14 protein-coding genes and 3 pseudogenes are annotated in these 20,111 nt (G+C 62.4%); all 17 read left to right on the top strand.

The window, feature by feature from the left end; genetic code table 11:
* The first annotated feature begins 281 nt into the window (after positions 1–281).
* The 17 genes and pseudogenes from MHI61_RS27550 to MHI61_RS27470 all read left to right on the top strand — a co-directional run bounded on the left by MHI61_RS27550 (position 282) and on the right by MHI61_RS27470 (position 20,002).
* Positions 282–620, top strand: coding sequence for a hypothetical protein (locus MHI61_RS27550; protein ID WP_010030245.1), 339 nt, complete (start codon positions 282–284; stop codon positions 618–620).
* A 141-nt stretch (positions 621–761) separates the two neighbouring features.
* The gene (locus tag MHI61_RS27545) at positions 762–968 is read left to right on the top strand and encodes a hypothetical protein (protein WP_009987986.1); all 207 of its coding nucleotides are present in this window, start codon (positions 762–764) and stop codon (positions 966–968) included.
* A 151-nt stretch (positions 969–1,119) separates the two neighbouring features.
* Complete coding sequence (locus MHI61_RS27540) at positions 1,120–1,920, top strand: pseudouridine synthase (protein WP_239791310.1); 801 nt, start codon at positions 1,120–1,122, stop codon at positions 1,918–1,920.
* A gap of 14 nt (positions 1,921–1,934) precedes the next feature.
* Positions 1,935–2,624, top strand: a complete 690-nt coding sequence (locus MHI61_RS27535) for a phosphoribosyltransferase (protein ID WP_239792921.1) — start codon at positions 1,935–1,937, stop codon at positions 2,622–2,624.
* Between the two features lie 148 nt (positions 2,625–2,772).
* On the top strand, positions 2,773–4,515 hold the full coding sequence (locus tag MHI61_RS27530) for an SLC13 family permease (protein WP_239791309.1): 1,743 nt from the start codon (positions 2,773–2,775) through the stop codon (positions 4,513–4,515).
* Between the two features lie 90 nt (positions 4,516–4,605).
* Complete coding sequence (locus tag MHI61_RS27525) at positions 4,606–5,550, top strand: phosphoribosylaminoimidazolesuccinocarboxamide synthase (RefSeq protein WP_239791308.1); 945 nt, start codon at positions 4,606–4,608, stop codon at positions 5,548–5,550.
* Positions 5,551–5,657: 107 nt separating this feature from the next.
* Positions 5,658–6,260, top strand: coding sequence for a TetR family transcriptional regulator (locus MHI61_RS27520; protein ID WP_239791307.1), 603 nt, complete (start codon positions 5,658–5,660; stop codon positions 6,258–6,260).
* A 156-nt stretch (positions 6,261–6,416) separates the two neighbouring features.
* On the top strand, positions 6,417–7,628 hold the full coding sequence (locus tag MHI61_RS27515) for an efflux RND transporter periplasmic adaptor subunit (RefSeq protein ID WP_239791306.1): 1,212 nt from the start codon (positions 6,417–6,419) through the stop codon (positions 7,626–7,628).
* Positions 7,629–7,676: 48 nt separating this feature from the next.
* Positions 7,677–10,787: an efflux RND transporter permease subunit gene (locus tag MHI61_RS27510; protein WP_239791305.1), complete on the top strand. Its 3,111-nt coding sequence runs from the start codon at positions 7,677–7,679 to the stop codon at positions 10,785–10,787.
* A 152-nt stretch (positions 10,788–10,939) separates the two neighbouring features.
* A pseudogene (locus tag MHI61_RS27505) lies at positions 10,940–12,377 on the top strand (efflux transporter outer membrane subunit).
* Between the two features lie 164 nt (positions 12,378–12,541).
* Positions 12,542–13,586 (top strand): annotated as a pseudogene (locus MHI61_RS27500) (LacI family DNA-binding transcriptional regulator).
* A 1-nt stretch (position 13,587) separates the two neighbouring features.
* Positions 13,588–14,610, top strand: a complete 1,023-nt coding sequence (locus MHI61_RS27495) for an ABC transporter substrate-binding protein (RefSeq protein WP_239791303.1) — start codon at positions 13,588–13,590, stop codon at positions 14,608–14,610.
* Between the two features lie 63 nt (positions 14,611–14,673).
* The gene (locus tag MHI61_RS27490) at positions 14,674–15,501 is read left to right on the top strand and encodes an ABC transporter permease (protein WP_239791302.1); all 828 of its coding nucleotides are present in this window, start codon (positions 14,674–14,676) and stop codon (positions 15,499–15,501) included.
* On the top strand, positions 15,498–16,277 hold the full coding sequence (locus MHI61_RS27485) for an ABC transporter permease (RefSeq protein WP_239791301.1): 780 nt from the start codon (positions 15,498–15,500) through the stop codon (positions 16,275–16,277). Before MHI61_RS27490 ends, MHI61_RS27485 begins: the two co-directional genes overlap by 4 nt.
* Positions 16,270–17,293 (top strand): annotated as a pseudogene (locus MHI61_RS27480) (ABC transporter ATP-binding protein). The gene MHI61_RS27485 and the pseudogene MHI61_RS27480 overlap by 8 nt, the downstream one beginning before the upstream one ends.
* 4 nt (positions 17,294–17,297) lie before the next feature.
* Positions 17,298–18,218 carry a nucleoside hydrolase gene (locus tag MHI61_RS27475; RefSeq protein ID WP_239791300.1) on the top strand — a complete coding sequence of 307 codons (921 nt, stop codon included), beginning with the start codon at positions 17,298–17,300 and terminating at the stop codon, positions 18,216–18,218.
* Entirely contained in the window at positions 18,215–20,002 is a 1,788-nt protein-coding gene (locus MHI61_RS27470; protein ID WP_239791299.1) for an adenine deaminase C-terminal domain-containing protein, read from the top strand. Before MHI61_RS27475 ends, MHI61_RS27470 begins: the two co-directional genes overlap by 4 nt.
* Positions 20,003–20,111 lie beyond the last annotated feature (109 nt).

The raw sequence follows: 20,111 nt of genomic DNA, 5'->3' as shown, positions 1-20,111 counted from the left end.
ATTCGGCATGTATTTTCCCGCGAGCCTTTATCCACAGCCGGCGTTTTCGGCGCGGATTTCCGAAAATTTTTTTACCAGTCGATAAAAACATCATCGGAAACCCGCTTTCAACCAGCGAAAGATGAAAGGAAAACAGCGGCTTGAGCGAATTTATGGTTAACGGAGGATTAAAACGCTTCCGGCCCCCAGACTTTAAATTTCCGTCACAAATCAACGACCGGCATTTCGGAACCTATCGCCGTCTGGAGTGTTGTCTTTCCCATCGAGGAAAGGAGACCGACATGCCTGCCAACACCGACGATATCAGAGCATCTGTCAGCAAGGACATTGCTGCGCTCCAGCAGGAAGTATCCCGCCTGCAGAAAATGATTTCCGCTCAGGGCGCCGAAGCCTATTACGAAGTGCGCGGCCGCGCCGGCAAGGTCTATGATGAGGCCCTGCCTCGCGCCAAGAATGCCGTCGCCCAGATCAGGGCCGAAGGGGCCGCTGCTGCCGGTGCTGCCCGCGAGCATCCAGCCGCCACGACTACGGCGCTGGTGCTTGCAGGCGCCATTGGTTTCCTCGCCGGATATCTGCTTTCCGGCAGCCCGCAGCCGCAGCATCGCCACTGGTGGCGCTAGGGCCTGCCGCATCCGCTTAAAAATCATATTTTTACGCACCCGCCGATCCGTTTTTCGGCAGGGTGCGTAAATGCTTATGTCTTAGAAAAACCAATTTTTAATGCAAGCAAGGGACCATAAAAAAACGAAAGGGAGGATAGCATGGAAAACAAGAGGGCCAATTGCATCATTGAAGTCAGCGTCGATGGCGTTAACGGCCGTTACGCGGTCGGCATCATGAATATGCGTCAGGCACTCGAACTGCCGGAAATGCCAAGCCTATCTTATACGCATCCCGACCCCGTGAAAGCCGCTGCCGGCATCGTCGTCAGCCGCAAGGAGCTGGCCGGTTTCATGGCCTGCCGCTGAGACAGCGTAACTCTTCATGCCCTGACGGTGCTTTGTCAGAAGCGCTGACGGCAGTCTGCAGCCCCATCGTTCCCTAGATATAGTTCGCCAAGCTGGAATCCTTGTGCCGTTCATGCCAAGAAACGGCATCGAAGCAGCACAGGGATAGCAGATGAGGGACCGGCGCCCATCGCATAAAACGCGCGAGCGGCCAAAGCCTGCCGCCGGCGCAGGCAAGCGGGTCACCCTTCCCCGCGCCCTTTCCAAGCTCGGTTACTGCTCCCGCACCCAAGCCGAACGGCTGATTGCCGAAAGTCGCGTCGCCGTCGACGGCCGCACGATCAGCAATGCCGCTGCATGGGTCGATCTTGCGACGGCCAGGATCAGCGTTGACGGCCTCCCCATCGCCGCCGAGGCAAAAATCTATCTGATGCTCAACAAGCCGCGCGGGCTCGTCACCACCCGCCACGATCCCGAAGGCAGGCCGACGGTCTATGATTGCGTGACAGATTTCGACATCCCGCACCTCTCTCCGGTCGGCCGGCTCGACAAGGCGAGCGAAGGCCTGCTGCTTTTCACCAACGACACGGAATTCGCCCAGATCCTGCTCGATCCGGTCACTCATGTGACCAAGACCTATCATGTCCAGATCGACCGGCTTTTGGACGACGAGGAAATCGCCGCAATGACGTCGGGCATCCGCCACGATGGCGAGTTGCTGACGGCGACTGCAACGCGACGCCTTCGCCAGGGTGACAGGAACTCATGGATCGAGGTCGAGCTGGATGAAGGCCGCAACCGCCAGATCCGCCGCATGCTGGAGGCGCTCGGGGCCGAATGTCTGCGCCTCGTGCGGGTCGCAATCGGCGGGCTCGAACTCGGCGAACTGCCAAAAGGTGCCGTGCGCGCGCTGACCGAAGCGGAATTGCAGGCGCTGCGCCGGAGCGCCGGCATGGAAAGGGCAAGACGTTGACCGATATGACGGAGATGGCACCGCACGACTTCTGGCAGGCAATCCATCCGCCCGGCACCTTTCCCGACGATCGGGAGTTCACCTCCTTTTATGTCGCCGCACTGGAAGACGGGCGCCAGCTTTGCCTGCCGATCCGCGTGCTGGCTGATGGCGAACATGCCCTCGCCTCGCTGATCGTCAACCAGGCAAGCTTCGCCGTGCTCGATGCGTTGGCCGAAGACCTCGCCGAAAAGATCAGGCCCATGCGCATCGATGTCGTCGCCGGCCTGCCGACGCTCGGCCTGACGCTTGCCGCGGCCGTCGCGCAGAAGCTCGGCCACGCCCGCTACGTCCCGCTCGGCACCTCGCGTAAATTCTGGTACCGCGACGAACTCTCTGTTGCCCTGTCCTCGATCACGACGCCGACACAGGAAAAGCGTCTTTATATCGATCCGCGCATGCTGCCGCTGCTGAGCGGACGGCGCGTCGGCCTGATCGATGACGTTATTTCCAGCGGCGCATCGATCGTTTCGGGTCTTAATCTGCTGACGGCCTGCGGCATCGAGCCCGTCGTCATCGGTGCGGCCATGCTGCAATCTGAGTGCTGGCGCGAAAGCCTCGCAACCGCCGGGCCGCAATGGATCACGCGCACCGTCGGCGTTTTCGCAACGCCCATTCTGAAGCGCAACGACGCCGGCCGGTGGCAGGCACCCGCACGACCGTAGACGTGAGGATTGTTCGATCTTTGCCGGCCGGCGCCTCTGTACAGCCGGTGAGGAACGATTACAGTCCGCTCGACGCGTGTCACCCCGGAAGCGTGCAGCGGTTTCCGGATAGCGACATATTTCAATCGATGAAACACCGGATCTGCCCATGTCGTTCGAGCAAGCATCCCTGCTGATCCTTCTGCTGGCGATGCTCGTTCTCTTCTCCTTCGAGCGCATCCGCATCGAGGTGCTTGCGATTGCCGGCCTGCTCGCCGGTTATGCGCTCGGCCTTTATCCGGCCGACCAGATTTTCGCGGGCTTCGCCAGCCCCGTCGTCATCACCGTCATCGAAATCCTGCTGATCGTTCAGGTGCTGGCGCGCGCCAAGCTCTTCGACAATCTCGCCGCGCGTTGGGCGGCCGCAAGACCTTCACCCTTCAAGGTCATATCGGGTACGTCCTCGCTCGCCGGCTTTGTTTCCATCTTCATGAACAATATCGGCGCCTTTGCGATCACGCTGCCGGTGGCGCTGCGGCTCGGCGTGGCGCTGTCGATCCCTCGCCGTCAGCTCGTCATGCCGGTCTCGTTTGCCGCCCTGCTCGGCGGTCTGGTCTCGCTGATCGGCACGCCGGCCAACCTGCTCGTCAGCGACGCGCTCGCCAAGGCAACCGGAGCAGGCTTTCGCTTCTTCGATTTCGCCTATGTCGGCCTGCCGGTTGCAATCGCCGGCATTCTGCTCATCGCCTTTCGCGTCCGGCGCCTCTTTCCGGAACCCGATGCAGTGCCGGCAACGATCTCCCCAGGTACGCGCCACATCGTCGTCGAACGTCGCGTCCCGGACGCTTCTCCGCTGATCGGCACCCGGCTTTCCGAGTGTCCAACCCGCTTCGCCATCAAGCCGCATGCGCTGATCCGTGGCGACAATTTCGTTTTTGGCCCGCTCGACCAGTCGGTCATCAACGCCGGCGACGTACTGCTGGCCGAAGGCGCCGATGGCGTCTTCGCCGGCCTTGCCGCCGCACAGGCGCTAATCGCCGACATCCATCCGCATGGTCTGCCGCCGGATTTTACCCGAGTCGAAACCGTCGTGATGCCGGAAAGCACGCTGGTCGGTTCGCGCATCCGCTCGCTCGAAGTCTTTCACCATCGCGGCATTGCAGTCACTGCTCTTTCCATGCGTACCCCGCGCATCGAAGGCCGCTTCCTCGACTTGCAGCTATCCATCGGCGATATTTTGACGTTGGAAGGGCCGCGCATGGCCATTGCCGAAGCGTTGGAGGAAAGCGAGTGCCTGCCGCTCGCCCCGACAGCTTCAGCTGAACCGGCCCTGCTCTCCTGGCGGCCATTCGCGCTGTTTGCCTGCGGCGTCGCCGCGTCGGCGGCCGGCTTGCATCCCGAGGTCGCTTTTGCCGGCGTCGTGCTCGTCCTCGCCCTGCTCAACCATCTCAACATCCGCCAGGCGATGGCCGACCTCAACTGGCCGATCATCATAATGCTCGCGGCGATGATCCCAATCGGCCAGGCGGTGGCAAGCACCGGGACAGCCGAAGCGATCGCCGCCTGGCTGAGCCTCGTCGTACCGATCAGCCATCCGCTCTCCGGCATCGCCCTCATCCTCTTCCTGGCCATGGCGCTGACGCCCTTCGTCAACAATGCGACGGTCGCAATCGTGCTGACCCCGATCGCGCTCGAATTTGCAAGAACCGGGCGACATGCGCCCGACGCCTATCTGATCGCGGTAGCCGTCGGCGCCTCTCTCGATTTCCTGACGCCTTTCGGCCATCACAACAATACGCTTGCAATGGGAATCGGCGGCTACCGTTTCAGCGATTTCCTGCGCGCCGGCTGGCCGCTCGCCGTCTCCAGTTACGGCCTTGCTCTGCTTCTTCTGGCTCTGTTCTGGCTGTGATGCGATATTTCGTCCTTAAATCGATTCCGATTTGAGGAATTATGCATTAGAGCAAGAAGCCTTCAGCTAACACAAGGACAGTCGAGCGCCGTGCGAATCCTCTCCGAAGCCCATTTCCCGGAATTGCCGAACTACTATCGCGGCAAGGTGCGCGAGAATTACGATCTGCCGGACGGACGCCGCATCATCATCAGCACCGACCGGCTGAGCGCTTTCGATCGAATCCTCACCTGCATACCCTATAAGGGCCAGGTGCTGACTGAGACCGCGCGCTATTGGTTCGAAGCGACGAAGGACATCTGCCCGAACCACGTCATCGACTATCCCGATCCGAATGTCGTCATCGGCAAGCGGCTCGACATCCTGCCGGTCGAGATCGTCGTGCGCGGTTACCTAGCCGGCACCACCGGCACCTCGATCCTGACGCTCTACAAGAAGGGTGAGCGGGAAATGTACGGCATGCGCCTGCCGGACGGCATGCGCGATAACCAGATTCTGCCGGAGCCTGTCATCACCCCGACCAGCAAGGAATTCGACGGCGGTCATGACGAGCCGCTGACACCTGCCGAAATCGTCAGCCGCGGCCTTCTGACCAAGGAGCAGTGGGAGACGCTCTCCGGATATGCGCTTGCACTCTTTGCCCGCGGCCAGGCAATGGCCGCCGAACGCGGCCTGATCCTCGTCGACACCAAATATGAATTCGGCACCGACGGTGACGGCAACATCATCCTCGCCGATGAGATCCACACACCTGACAGCAGCCGTTACTGGCTCGCAGAAAGCTATCCGGCGAGCTTCGCGGCCGGAAAACGGCCGGAAAGTTTCGACAAGGATTTCGTCCGCGCCTGGGTGGCGGAACGTTGCGATCCCTATAAGGACGAAATCCCCGAAATTCCCCTCGAGCTGATCGAGCAGACCTCGGCCGTCTACATCAAGGCCTACGAGTCGATCACCGGCGAACGCTTTGTTCCCGACGACAGCGGCGAGACGCCGCTAGCCCGTGTCCGAAACAACCTCTCCCGCTATTTCCCTTGAAAAAGACGGCACACGAAGCCGCCGGGCCGAGCATCGGCTTGGCAGCTTTCGCGCAATCGCGCTAGCATCAGCAAAAAGGAACCCGGGCACGGCCCGGCGGGGGACAGATGGCGAGGAGGCCGAGACGCAAGGCCGAGGAAACGCGACAGGACATTCTCTGCATGGCAGAGATGTTGTTTCGCGAGCGCGGCTACGTCGCGGTGTCGATCGCCGATATCGCCGGCGCGCTCAACATGTCGCCCGCCAACGTCTTCAAGCATTTTCACTCCAAGGTCGCGCTGGTGGATGCCATTGCCGGACGACATCTCGACAATGCTGCCGAGCGCTTCGCTCCCGTCGACCAGGATATGCCGGCGAAAGAGCAACTCCACCGCTTCGTCCTGCGCCTGCTGGATGGCCATCTGCAGGATATACAGAAAAGCCCCTACATATTTGAAATGGTGCTTTCAACCATCGAGGCCAAACTCGAAGCGGGCATTCGCTATCGCGCCCGCATCGAGGAAAATCTCGGCGAGATCATCCGCAAAGGTGTTGCAGAAGGCCGTTACCATTGCGGCAACCCCGAACGGGCGGCGCATGTTGTCGCCGATATGCTTGCCTGCGTGCTGCATCCCGTCCTCATCGTCCGTGACGACAAGGAGACACTGGTGCAGCGTGCGGGGGAAATCGTCAGCTTCGTCGATGCCGCACTGCAAAATAGCGCTTGCTAAGTGACGATTGCTGACTTACGTCACTTCGTAAAGCTTTTCTTAAACTCGGGATAATGGCACCTGAAGCCAGACCGATCCTGTCGCTTGTATAAGCCTGAGCTGGCTCGGCTGAGTGCATGGATCGAAGGCAATTGCCACCGCATGAGGAAATTCAGAATGATACGGCGTGCCCTGCTCATCTCCTCGGCCCTGGTGGCCGGCGCCTTGCTTGGCGCTTGCAGCGACAACGCCAGCAAGCCCGCCGGCAGTGCCGGTGCAGGCGCGGCGCAGCAGGCAACGCCCGTCGGCGTGGTCGCGCTTAAGAAGGCCAGTTTTCCTGTTACCACGATCCTTCCCGGCCGCGCCGAAGCCTTCCAGACGGCAGATATCCGGCCGCAGGTGAGCGGCATTATCCGCGAGATCGCCTTCAGGGAAGGCGGGGAGATCAAGAAGGGCGACCTTCTCTATCAGATCGAGGATGCGCCCTATATCGCCGCCGTCGAGCAGGCCAAGGCGGCAATCTCCAAGGCCGAGGCGAGCGTGCCGAGCGCTGAAAGCAATCTCGAACGCTACCAGCGCCTTGTCGGCAGCGGCGCCACGCAGATCGAATACGAGACAGCCAGGACGACGCTTCTCCAGGCGAAGGCCGAAGTCGAGTCGGCAAAGGCAGCCCTTTCCGCCGCGCAGATCGACCTCGATCACACCAAGATCGTCGCGCCCTTCGACGGCATCATCGACCAGACAGCCTACAATGTCGGCAACGTCGTCTCTGCCAACCAGACGACGGCGCTGACGACGATCCGCCAGCTCGACCCGATCTATATCTCGCTGACGGAATCGAGCACCAACCTCTTAAGGCTGCGCGATGCCATGGCAGCCGGCGATATCAAGGGCGCGGAGAACGTCGCCTTCCACCTGATTCTCGAAAACGGCAAGGAATACAACCAGCAGGGCAAGCTCGACATGTCGAAGCAGGTCGTCAGCGAGACGACCGGCACCTTCATCATCCGCGTGCTCTTCCCCAATCCCGATCGTGTCGTCCTGCCCGGCATGTATGTCCGCGCAACCGTCGAGCTCGGGGCCGAGACCGGTTATGCGCTGCCGCAGCTGGCGACAAGCCGTGACGCCAGCGGCCGGCTGACGGCGCAATTCGTTTCCGCCGACGGCAATGTCGAAACCCGGGCCTTCGAGAACAGCTCGCCCTCCAACAATTCCTGGCTGGTGACCGAAGGCATCAAGGACGGCGATCAGCTGATCGTCACCGGCCTGCAGTCGGTCACGGCAGGCATGCCGGTAACGCCGGTCCCGATGAAGATCAACGACAACGGCGTGGTCGTGCCTGCCGAGCAGCCCGCGGCCGGTGATGCTGGGAAGCCCGCAGCGAAATAATCGCTTCGAGCCCGCATCGTCACCGTCTCAGCCGCACAGGAACAACCGATGGCCAAGTTTTTCATCCGACGTCCAATTTTCGCCTGGGTCATTGCGATCACCATCATGCTCGCCGGTCTGCTGGCGATCTTCACCCTGTCGATTTCGCAATATCCCGACATCGCCCCGACTACGGTCCGCATCAACGCCACCTATCGCGGCGCCAGCGCCGAGACCGTGGAGAAATCGGTGACGACGATCATCGAGGACGGCATGACCGGCCTCGACGATCTCACCTACATGACCTCGACCTCGTCGACCGGCGCGGCCAGCGTCCAGCTCACCTTCGGAACCAGCATCGATCCCGATATCGCCCAGGTGCAGGTGCAGAACAAGCTGCAGCTTGTTCAATCGCAGCTTCCGGGTGATGTCATCGATGCCGGCATCAGCGTGACGCGTTCGACCTCGAGCATCCTTCTCGTCGGCTCGCTCGTTTCGACCGATGGCAAGCGCAATTCGGTCGATCTCGGCAACATCATGTCGACCTCCATCGAGGATCAGATCCAGCGCCTCGAAGGCGTCGGCAGCATCAACGTCTTCGGTTCGGGATACGCCATGCGCATCTGGCTCGATCCCTTCAAGCTCTTGAAATATCAGCTGACGCCAAGCGACGTCACAGCGGCGATCCAGGCGCAGAACACCCAGGTCTCGGTTGGCTCGCTCGGCGCCCAGCCGACGATCCCCGGCCAGCAGCTCAACGTCACCATCACCGCGCAAAGCCAGCTGACCACCGTCGCCGATTTCGAACACATCATTCTGAAGGTCGAAAAGGACGGCGCGACAGTGCGCCTCAGCGACGTCTCACGCATCGAGATCGGTCAGGAAAGCTACGGCGGCAGTTCGCGCTACAACGGCCTGCCCTCCAGCGGTTTTGCGGTCAATCTCGCGATCGGCGCCAACGCCATCGATACCGCCGCCCGCGTGCGCTCCGCGCTCGACGTCATCGGCCGCACCCTGCCGGAAGGGGTGAAGATCACCTACCCCTACGACACGACGCCCTTCGTGGAACTATCGATCGAAAAGGTCGTGCATACGCTGATCGAAGCGATCGTCCTCGTCTTCGTGGTGCTGCTCGTCTTCCTGCAGAATCTCCGCGCGACGCTGATCCCGACGATTGCCGTTCCCGTGGTGCTGCTCGGCACTTTCGGAGTGCTGGCGGCGACCGGTTATTCCATCAATACGCTGACGATGTTCGCCATGGTTCTGGCGATCGGCCTTCTCGTCGACGACGCGATCGTCGTCGTCGAAAACGTCGAGCGCATCATGTCCGAAGAGAAGCTTTCGCCGCTCGAGGCGACGGAAAAATCGATGGGCGAGATCACCGGTGCGATCGTCGGCATCGCGCTCGTGCTGACCGCCGTCTTCATTCCAATGGCCTTCTTCGGCGGTTCGACCGGCATCATCTATCGCCAGTTCTCGATCACCATCGTCTCGGCCATGCTGCTGTCGGCGCTCGTCGCCATCGTGCTGACGCCGGCACTCTGCGCCACCATGCTGAAGCCCGTCAGCGAGCACAGAAAGCATCGCGTCGGCGACTGGTTCAACCGCAACTTCACGCGCTCGACCAACGGCTATGTCAGAACCATCGGCTATCTTCTGAAGCGGCCGATCCGCGTCATGCTGGTCTTCCTTCTCATCGGGGCCGGCTGCGCCTATCTCTTCACCCGCCTGCCGAGCTCCTTCCTGCCGCAGGAAGACCAGGGCGTGCTGCTGACCATCGTCACCACGCCGCCGGGCTCGACCACGCAGCAGACCCAGGCGGTCGTCGAGAAGGTCGAAAACTACTATCGCGAAAACGAGAAGGATGCCGTCGAGTCCGTCTTCGGCGCGCTTGGCTTCGGCTTCAGCGGCTCCGGACAGAACAGCGCCATCGTCTTCACCAAGCTCAAGGATTTCTCGCAGCGCACCGATCCCAATCTGAGCGCCCAATCGGTCGTCAGCCGAGCCTTGCGCAGCTTCTTTGCGATGCGCGAGGCGCAGGTCTTCGCGCTTCTGCCGCCGGCAATCCAGGGCCTCGGCGTGTCGAGCGGCTTTTCCATGTATCTCGTCGATACTGGCGGCCATGGCAATGACGCTCTGACAGCGGCCTCCAAACGGCTGATCCAGGCGGGCAACTCGTCAGGCAAGGTCGTGGCGCTGCGCAGCAGCAACAAGGAGGTCGAGCCGCAGATGCGCATTGTTCTCGATCAGGAAAAGATCGGCGCCATGGGCGTCGACATCGCCTCGGTCAATTCGATGCTGTCGATCATCTTCACCGGCCGCGACGTCAACGACTTCACGCTGAACGGCGAGATCAAGCCGGTCTATGTCCAGGGCGACGCGCCATTCCGCATGCAGCCGGACGACCTCAATCACTGGTATGCCCGCAACAATTCAGGCGAAATGGTGCCCTTCTCCGCCTTTACCAAAACCGAATGGGTGAAGGGCGCACCTTCGCTTGCCCGTTTCAACGCCGTCAGCGCCATCCCGCTCGACGGCGCCTCGGCTCCCGGCGTGTCCTCCGGCGATGCGATGAACGAAATGGAAGCGCTGACCGAACAGCTCGGCGGCGGCTACACCGTCGCCTGGCAGGGCATCTCCTATCAGGAACGCCTTTCCGGCTCGCAAGCGCCGATGCTCTATGCGATTTCCGTTCTCGTCGTCTTCCTCTGCCTGGCAGCGCTTTACGAAAGCTGGTCGATTCCCTTCTCGGTGATCATGGCCGTGCCCGTCGGCATTCTCGGCGCGCTGACGGCGGCAACGCTTTTCGGCCAGGCGAACGACGTCTATTTCAAGGTCGGCTTGCTCACCACCATCGGGCTTGCGGCGAAAAATGCGATCCTGATCGTCGAATTCGCCAAGGATCGGATGGAGAGTGGCATGGGCCTCTACGAGGCGACACTGGAAGCAGCGAGATTGCGCCTGCGGCCGATCATCATGACCTCGCTCGCCTTCATTCTCGGTGTCGTGCCGCTGGCGATCGCGACAGGCGCGGGCTCGGCGGCCCAGAATGCCATCGGCATCGGCGTCCTCGGCGGCATGCTGGCGGCGACGATGCTCGGAATTTTCTTCGTGCCGTCCTTTTTCGTCGTCATCCGACGCATCTTTGCCACACGCGGCAAAAATGCGGCAGCTGTGTGATATAAATGCACTGTGATAATGCTGTTCCGATTGCTACATTGCGCCCGACTGCTTCGGTGTGTGTTTTCAAGTGGGACAAAGGCGCGGCGCGCCGATAGTGAAGCATGAAGCTTCGGACAAGAATTGACTTGCTCGAGTACAGGAAGAAATGAATGGTATCTCTTCGTTTTGCCACACCGGCATTGTTATTATTATTGTCGGGCTGCGTCGTAGGCCCGGATCATGCTCCTCCTGAAATGCCGCTGCCCGCCAAATTCGGAGAAGGCGGAACGAAGAGTGTCGGCGACGTTGCCACCGCAGCCTGGTGGACAGCTTTCAGGGACCCCAAGCTGAACGGCTATGTCCAGGCCGGCCTTGAGCAGAACCTGACCGTCCAGCAGGCGATCGAGCGCATCAATGCAGCTTCCGCCAACGTTACCGTCGCCGGCGCAGGCGGCCTGCCGAATCTCAACGTCGGCGCCTCGCACACGATCAGCGGCCAGAAGGGCGAACTGCGCACGCAGTTCGACACGCGCAACACCAGTGCCGGCGACGTTCAGCTGAGCTGGCTGCTCGATCTCTTCGGCCTCTATAAGCGCAGCACCGAGAGCGCGGTCGCTTCGCTCGATTCGGCCTACGCATCCGCCGATGTCGCCAAGCTGACCCTCGTGCAGGATCTCGTCTCGAGCTACATCGATGTTCGCTTTTATCAGCAGCGCCTGGCGCTTTCGAAGGCTAACCTGAAGTCTCGTCAGGAAACCTACGAACTGACCAAATTCCAGCTTGAAGCCGGCGCCGCTTCGCGAACTCGACGTCGTTCAGGCCGAAGGTCTGGTACAGTCTACGCTCGCCGAAATTCCCGGCCTCGAAACCAACATCCGTGTATCAGCCCATCACATCGCCACGCTGCTTGGCCTGCCGGCCTCGGCTCTTGTCAACGAATTGCTGAGGGGCGGTGGTCAACCGGTCTTCCGCGGCGGCATCAACTCCGGCATCCCGGCAGACCTGATCCGCAACCGTCCCGACATTCGCGTCGCGGAGCGTGACCTCGCTGCCGCAACGGCCAATATCGGCGTTGCCGAGGCGCAGCTTTATCCGAGCATCTCGCTCAGCGGCTCGATCTCGCCCTCCTATATCAACCAAAGGGGTGTCCATGGCGCTCTGACGCCTTGGTCCTTCGGTCCGACGCTGAACCTGCCGATCCTCGATGGCGGCCGCCTGCGCGCCAACGTCAAGTCGGCACAGTCTGAAGCCGCGACCGCTTACCTGAACTGGAAGTCGACGGTGCTGACCGCCGTCGAGCAGGTCGAGAACGCGCTCGCAGCCGTCCGGCGCGATGCCCGCACGGTCGCTGCCCTTCAGGCCCAGGTAAAGACGACGCAGGAAACGCTCGAACTTTCCACAGCATCCTATAAGGACGGCGCCTCCTCGCTGCTCGACGTTCTCGACGCGCAGCGCCAGGTTTCGCTCGCCCAGGCAAGCCTTGCCCAGGCGGTCCAGCAGATGGCCAAGGACTATGTCTCGCTGAACATCGCAGTCGGTGGCGGCTATGCGCCCGGCGGCAAGACCACCGCGCCGGTGAAGCCTGAGCCGGCGAAGGCCAAGAGCTGATCGGCTCGCCGCCTTTCTGGAAATACGGAGCCCCGCGATCGTCTCGCGGGGCTTTTTTCATGCCGGTTCTGCATTGGATAATTGCGCAGCAACGGAATTTGGATTCGACAAGCGGCCGCGGCTGATATAGGACTGATTAAACGATTAATCAGGCAGCCTGAATCATGGCTTCATCGCGCCCGGGACCGAACCTCAGCAGGATAGCGACCTCGCTCGGCGTCTCCATTGCCACGGTCTCCAATGCGCTTTCCGGCAAAGGCCGGGTCTCCGGCCAATTGGTCGAAAGAATTCGCGAGCATGCCGCCGAGCTCGGTTATGTCCCGAGCCAGGCCGGCCGCGCGCTGCGGACCGGCCGCAGCGGTGTTATCGGCCTGGTGCTGCCCGATATCGCCAATCCGCTGTTCCCGAAGATCGCGCAGGCGATCGAATTTGCAGCCTCAGCCGCAGGTTATGGCGTACTGATCGCGGATTCCCGTGGCGATGCCGCCACCCAGGCCGAGGCGATCAACCGCCTGGTCGAACGTGGCGTCGATGGCATGGTCATCATTCCCCGCCGCGCCACCCGCATTTCGTCTGCCGCCTGTCCAGTCGCCGTCATCGACACGCCTTCGACGCCGGGCAACACCGTTTCCGCCGATCATTGGCAGGGCGGGCGTGAAATCGCCGTCCATCTCGCCGATCTCGGCCACCAGCGCATCCTCATCATCGGCAATAACCAGGAATCCAGCGTCCAGAACGACCGCGCCGGCGGCATTCGCGCCGGTCTGCGCCCGGGCATGCAAGCTGAAACCCTGTGGATCGACAAGCTGGAGCGGGATAGCGGCAGCGGCTGTCCGCTCGGCCTCGCCGAAAGGGTGAGACAGGGTTTCACCGCTTTCGCGGCCCTCTCCGATCTGCAGGCGCTGCGCGCGTTGACGGAGCTGCAGCAGGCCGGCATCAACGTTCCCACCGATGTCAGCGTCACCGGCTTCGACGACCTTATCTGGTCGCCTGTTGTCACGCCGTCCCTGACGACGGTCAGGATGGACATGGACAGGATTGCCGGGATTGCCGTGTCCGCCCTAGCCGATACGATAAGCAATAGCCGCGCCCGGGAGGGCATGCTCGTTACCGCGGAGATCGAACGTGTCGCCATGCAATTGATCGTCCGCCAATCATCCGGGCCTTGTGAACCCGGCACTAAAAACCTCAGAGATGGAGAACAGATAAGATGAAAAAAGCTCTCATTGCTTCAGCGGCGATTGCGGCGCTATCGCCGTTGAGTGCGGCTGCCGCCGAACGGACGCTGACCATTTCCGTCTATGCCTTCGCCCAGGACGATTTCAAGGCGCTGGTCTACGAACCCTTCGAAGCCCAATGCGGCTGCAAGCTGGTGGTCGAGACCGGTAACAGCGTCGAGCGCCTGGCCAAGATGGAAGCCAACAAGGCCAGTCCTGTCGTCGATCTCGCCGCGGTTTCGATGGCCGATGCGATGGCCGCCGCGCGCGCTGGCCTGATCGAAAAGGTCGATACTGCAAAACTTTCCAATTTCGCCAAGCTGTACGACATCGCCAAGGATCCGAACGGCGACGGCATGAGTGTCGGCTATACCTTCTACGCCACCTCAATCGCCTACCGCTCCGACAAGATGAAGATCGACTCCTGGGCCGATCTCCTGAAGCCGGAATATGTCGGTCATGTCGCCTTCCCCAATGTCACCACCAATCAGGGCCCGCCGGCGCTCTACATGCTGGGCCTGGCGCTCGGCAAGGATACGCCCGATCTGAAGGGACCGATCGAGGCGCTGGGCGAGAAGAAGGACGACATCGTCACCTTTTACGAAAAATCCTCCCAGCTGGTGCAGCTGATGCAGCAGGAGGAAATTTGGGCGGCTCCCATCGGCCGGTTCTCCTGGGCTGGTTTCACCAAGCTCGACGTACCCGTTGCCTGGGCAACCCCGAAAGAGGGCCAGACCGGCGGCATGAACGTGCTGGTGCTGACCAAGGGTTCGAAGAACCAGGATCTCGCCCTGCAGTTCATGGATTTCTGGCTCTCGACCGAAACCCAGACCAAACTCGCCGAGAAGCTGATCGACAGTCCTGCCAACAGCGAGGTCAAGCTTTCCGAAGCGGCGGCCAACAACCTCACCTATGGCGAACAAACGGCCAAGAGCCTTAAGCTCATTCCGTCCGCCATCGCCCTCGACAACCGCGCCGGCTGGCTGAAGACCTGGAACGACAAGGTCGGTCAATAAGCCGCTTCTGAAACCGGTCCCGGCGTCTGCCGGGACCGCCCTCCTCTCCCGGAAAGGCGCCTCATGTTCCAGAACCGTGCAGAAGCCCTGGCGCTTGCCCTGCCGGCAGCCGTCTTTGCAACCCTGGTCTTTCTGCTGCCCGTCGCAATCCTGCTGTCGGAGGGCTTCCGCGCCGGTGGTGGCTGGACGTTGTCGGCCTATGCCGATTTCTTTTCCGGGACGCTGAACCGGACCGTTTTCCTGCGCTCCTTCCGGCTTGGCCTCGAAGTCACCGCCGTCTCGGCCGTCATCGGCTATGCAGCGGCCTTCGCCATCGTCAACCTGCCGGCGAAGGGCAAAGGGCGGATGATCGGCCTCGTCACCCTGCCGCTGATGATCTCGCCGGTGGCGCGCACCTATGCCTGGATCGTCATTCTCGGCCGCACCGGCATCGTCAACCAGGCGATCACAGGCCTCGGTTTCAGTGCCGAGCCGCTGCGCCTGCTGTTCACCGAAACCGCCGTCTTCATCGGTCTGCTGCAGCTCTTCGTGCCGCTGATGATACTTTCCTTAATCAGTGCGCTCGAAAACATTCCGAAGGATGCAATTCCGGCCGCCCGCGTGCTTGGCGCCAACTGGTTTCAGGTCTTCTGGAAGGTCGTCCTGCCGCTGACGCGTGAAGGGCTCGTCATCGGCGGTACGCTCGTCTTCACCGGCTCATTGACGGCTTATATCACCCCCGCCGTGCTTGGCGGTTCCAAGGTGCTGATGCTCGAAACGCTGATGTACCAGCAGGTTTCCGTCGCCAATGATTTCGTCTCGGCAAGCGTCATCGCCTTCATCCTGATCGTCATGAGCTTTGCCGCCAATATCCTGCTGAAACGCCTCGCGACGGCGAGGAACCGCCGATGACCCTGCGCCTGTTTTCGCCTATCGTGCTTTTCCTGCTGCTGGTCTTCCTGATCGGCCCGTTCCTGATCATCATCGCCGCCTCGCTCTCGGCAGGCGATACGCTGGCCTTTCCGCCGCAGGGTCTGTCGCTGCGCTGGGTGACCAAGGTCTTCACCATTGAAAGCTTCCGCGACAGCTTTGCCATGTCGATGTTCCTCGCCGTCTTCGGAACGCTTGCGGCCCTTGTCCTCGGCATCCCGGCCGCCTACGCCCTATCGCGCTACCGGCTGCCGGCGGCAGAAACCGTCCGCACAGTCGTTTCGCTGCCCATCATCGTTCCCGGCATTATCGTCGGCCTGGCATTGCTGCGTTATCTCGTCGTTCCCTTTGGCTTCAACATCACGCTCGCCCTCTTCTTCGCTCACGCGGCGCTGGTGCTGCCCTACGCGGTGCGTGTCGTCTCCGCGAGCCTCGACAATCTGCGTTCGGATATCGAGGAAGCGGCCGTCCTGCTTGGTTCCTCCAGGCTCGGCGCCTTCTTCCGCGTGGTGATGCCGAATATCCGCGGCGGCATTCTGGCCGCCTTCATCCTCGGCTTCGTCACCAGCTTCAATCAGGTGCCGGTCTCGCTCTTCCTCTCCGGTCCCGGTGTGCGCACACTCCCGATCGACATGCTGGGTTACATGGAAATCACTTACGACCCGTCCATCGCGGCACTCTCCGCCCTTCTCGCCTTCCTCTCGATCGGCATCGTCTTCCTCGCCAAACGCTTCCTGGGATTTTCGCGTTATGTCTGATGCTTATCTTCAACTCAACAAGCTGACGCTCGCCTATGGCGATACGGTCGCGGTGAGGGAACTCGATCTTGCGATCGGCAAGGGCGAACTCGTCGCACTCCTTGGCCCTTCCGGCTGCGGCAAGACCACGACGATGCGTGCGATTGCCGGCCTGCTGACGCCCGCTTCCGGCCGCATCGGTCTCGACGGCGCCGATATCACCCGCGTCTCCGCCAACAAGCGCGCCGTCGGCCTCGTCTTCCAATCTTACGCGCTGTTTCCGCATCTGACCGTATGAGAACGTCGCCTTCGGCCTGCGTCTCAAGGGCATCTCGGGCGCCAATCTCGATGCCCGCGTCGGCGCCGGCCTGAAATCCGTCGGCCTGACCGACTTCGCCGGCCGCAAGCCCGCCGAACTCTCCGGGGGCCAGCAGCAGCGCGTGGCGCTCGCCCGCTCGATGGTAATGGAGCCGAAAGTGTTGTTGCTTGACGAGCCGCTTTCCAATCTCGACGCCCGGCTTCGCCTGGAAATGCGCGCCGAATTGCAGCGCGTGCAGAAGGAGACCGGCGTCACGATGATCTTCGTCACCCACGACCAGGTGGAGGCCCTGGCGCTCGCCGACCGCATCGTCGTCATGCTGAACGGCGGCATCGAGCAGATCGGCACGCCGGAAGAGATCTACAACAATCCCGCCTCCGCCTTCGTCGCCGATTTCGTCGGCTTCGAGAATGTCTTCGCGCTAAGGGATGGAAAGCTTGCGACGCCGAACGGCCCGGTCTCACTTTCCGGTCCGGCGCCGGAAGCTGCGGCCGGTCTCGCCTGGCGTCCGCGCGCGGTGATCCTCGGCTCCGGTCAATTTCACGGCACCGTGCGCGGCACGTCTTTCGCCGGCAACACCCGCGAATACCTCCTCGATACACCACTCGGGTCCATCAAGGCCGAAATCGATGCGGGCCTGCCGCCGCACGAGATCGGCAGTGCGCTCGCCTTCGACCTGCCGGTCGCCGGCGCGGCCAACCTCAAACGGTTCGGGTGAAATCATGGGCGTCTGGATCGACACGGACATGGGCTTCGACGACATCGCCGCGATTTTAGTGGTGGGACAGTCGGAATATGAGATCGACGGCGTATCGCTGGTCTTCGGCAATGCGCCGCTGCCGCAAGTCAGAATGAATGCCTCCGGCGCCACCAGTGCCTTCGGCTGGACATTCCCCATTCATACCGGCCGCGCCGCGCCGGTTCTCGGCACGCTCGAAACCGCTCAGGCGATTCTCGGACAAACCGGCATCCCGACATCAGGCAAGGGCCTGCCCGAGACGCCTGCCGTTGCCGAAAGCGATGCCTTCGCCGCGCTCTGCCGCTGGCTGGAAAGCCAGGGCCAGCACCGCATCCTGGCGCTCGGGCCGCTCACCAATATCGCTGCGGTGGCGCTCGCCCGCCCCGATCTCGCCACCCGCATCGACGACCTCGTCTGGATGGGCGGCGGCGTCACGTCAGGTAACCACACAGCGTCTGCCGAATTCAACGCGCTTGCCGATCCCGAGGCGCTTGCGATCGTCATCGCCCATGGCCTGCCGTTGCGCATGGTCGATCTCGACGTCTGCCGCAAAGTGCTGGCAAGGCCGGAGGATACCGAGCCGGTGCGCCATGCCGGCGGCGCCAATGCCGAACTGATCGCCGATATGTTTTCCGGTTATATCGGCATCGGCACCAGTCGCGGCCGTCCGGGAATGGCGATCTACGATCCATCCGCCGCCGTCGCCTTCATCGCCCCTGACATCGTCAGCTTCCGCCCCGCGCGAATCGACGTCGAACTTCAGGGGGCCCTCACCCGTGGCCGCACAGTCGTCGAGACACGAGCTACACATGCGACCTTCAACGCCCAATTCGCCGCCGACATCGATGCCGATGGGGCCCGCGCCATCATTCTCGCCGCCCTGGTCAACGAGGCCCGCAAATGAACGCCACCCCTCGCCAGGAACCCGCCGATCTTAACGATCCCGCTTTGCGTGCCCGCGCCGTTGCGGCTGCGCGCGGCGATGCCCCCTTCGATGTGCTGATCACCGGCGGCCGGTTGCTCGATGCGGTGACCGGCCTGATCCGGGACGCCGATATCGGCCTCGTCGGCGCGCTGATCGCCAGCGTCCATGCCCCGGCAAGCCGCAGGGATGCCGTCGATATTGTTGATGCGACAGGCAGCATCGTGACGCCCGGCCTGATCGACACGCACATGCATGTCGAAAGCTCGATGGTGACTCCCGCCGAATATGCGAGCGCCGTGCTGCCGCGCGGCGTCACCACGGTCGTCTGGGATCCGCATGAATTCGGCAATGTCCATGGCCTCGACGGTGTGCGCTGGGCGATCGAGGCCGCACGCGCGCTACCGCTGCGCATGATCCTGCTTGCCCCCTCCTGCGTGCCGTCGGCACTCGGCCTGGAACTCGCCGGCGCCGATTTTGATGCCGCCGTCATCGCTGAGATGCTGCGCTCGCCGGCCGTCGGCGGCGTTGCCGAAGTCATGAACATGCGCGGCGTCATCGACGGCGATCCCCGTATGAGCGCCATCGTCAATGCCGGCCTTGTCTCCGGCAAGCTCGTCTGCGGCCATGCCCGCGGTCTCGAGGGCGCCGATCTCAGCGCCTTCATGGCGGCTGGCGTCACCTCCGACCACGAACTCACCTCCGGCGCCGATCTCGCCACCAAGCTTGCCGCCGGCCTGACGATCGAACTGCGCGGCTCGCACGACCATCTGCTGCAAGAGTTCGTCGACGTGCTGAACGGTCTCGGCCACCTGCCGCCCACCGTCACCCTCTGCACCGACGACGTTTTCCCCGATGAACTCTATGAGAGCGGCGGCCTCGACGACGTCGCCCGCCGGCTGGTGCGTTACGGCATGAAGCCGGAATGGGCGATCCGTGCCGCGACCTTCAATGCGGCACAGCGGCTGAAGCGCTCCGATCTCGGCCTTGTTGCCGCCGGCCGCCGCGCCGATCTCGTGCTTTTCGACGATCTCACGGAATTCCGGGCGCGCCTGGTCATCTCAGGTGGCCGCATCGTCGCCCGCAACGGCAGCATGGAGGCAGCCGTCCAGCGGCTTGATACGGCACCGCTTGAAAATTCGGTGAAGCTCCCGCCACTCGTCGAAAATGACCTCCTCATTCCATCCGAAGGCGCACGCGTCCGCGTCGCCACCATCGACCGCCCGCGCTTCACCCAATGGGGCCAGGCCGAAACGGAGGTCCGGGACGGCTTCGTCGTGCCGCCGGCCGGCAGCGCCATGATCGCCGTCGCCCACCGCCACGGCAAGGCCGACGGCGTCCCGCGCATCGGTTTCCTCACCGGCTGGGGCGAATGGCACGGCGCCTTCTGCACCACCGTCTCGCATGACAGCCACAACCTCACCGTCTTCGGCGGCAACGCCCGCGACATGGCGCTCGCCGCCAACGCCGTCATATCAGCCGGCGGCGGCATGGCGGTCGCCAGAGGCGGCAAGGTCCAAGCGATCCTGCCGCTGCCGCTCTCCGGCCTGGTGACCGGCGCCTCGCTGAAGGACACTGCTTCGGCCTTCGCCGACATCCGCAAGGCCATGGACAAGATCGTCGACTGGAAACCGCCCTACCGCGTCTTCAAGGCCTGCTTCGGCGCAACGCTGGCCTGCAATGCCGGCCCGCACCAGACCGATCGGGGAATTGCCGATGTCGTGACGGGGAGAGTGATGGAAAGTCCGGTGCTGGAGGTTTTGTAGGGCCGGCACATAAACCAGACAATGATCGGCGTGCCCGATAGCCCTCATCCGCCCTAACGGGCACCTTCTCCCCGCTGGGGAGAAGAGGGAATTGAGACGTTGCCGCAAG

Source organism: Rhizobium sp. K102, from assembly GCF_022385315.1.
In the GTDB taxonomy this organism is placed as follows: Bacteria; Pseudomonadota; Alphaproteobacteria; order Rhizobiales; family Rhizobiaceae; genus Rhizobium; species Rhizobium croatiense.
Note: the sequence above shows the minus strand (reverse complement) of the source record. Positions and strands in the feature narration are given on the sequence as shown.